Raw genomic sequence first — 553 nt, 5'->3', positions numbered from 1 at the left:
AGCAACGCCAGCAATCCGATCAGGCCAAAGAGTGCGTTTCACTGCTGAACCGCCTGATCCCGCGCGTCAGCCTGCTGTGTGATGATACGTTGCACGACCGGATCGAAGAGATTCGCGACGAGCTGGATGCCGCAGAAGAGTCCGCACACTTTATTGCACAGCACGGTGCGTCGCTGGTGAAACTGGAACCGCTGGTGGCGGTGCTGCAAAGCGATCCACAGCAGCATGAACAACTGCGGGCGCAGTACACCCAGGCACAAAGCGCACAGCGTCAGGCTAAACAGCAGGCGTTTGCCATAACGGAAGTGGTGCAACGGCGAGCCCACTTCGGCTATAGCGACTCAGCGGACATGCTGGGTGAAAATGCCGATTTGAATGACAAATTGCGTCAACGGTTAGAGCAGGCAGAAACCGAGCGTACCCGTTCGCGTGAGCAACTGCGCCAGCAGCAGGCACAGTTAACGCAGTACAGCCAGGTGCAGGCGTCGGTGCGCGGCGCGCATGAAGCCAAAAATGAGGTGCAGAAAGAGCTTATTCAGGAGTTGCAGGAGTT

1 pseudogene is annotated in these 553 nt (G+C 57.5%); it reads left to right on the top strand.

The window, feature by feature from the left end:
- A pseudogene (gene mukB / locus J5224_RS34575) lies at positions 1-553 on the top strand (chromosome partition protein MukB); the annotation flags it as partial.

This window comes from Candidatus Symbiopectobacterium sp. NZEC135 (genome assembly GCF_025962695.1).
Note: the sequence above shows the minus strand (reverse complement) of the source record. Positions and strands in the feature narration are given on the sequence as shown.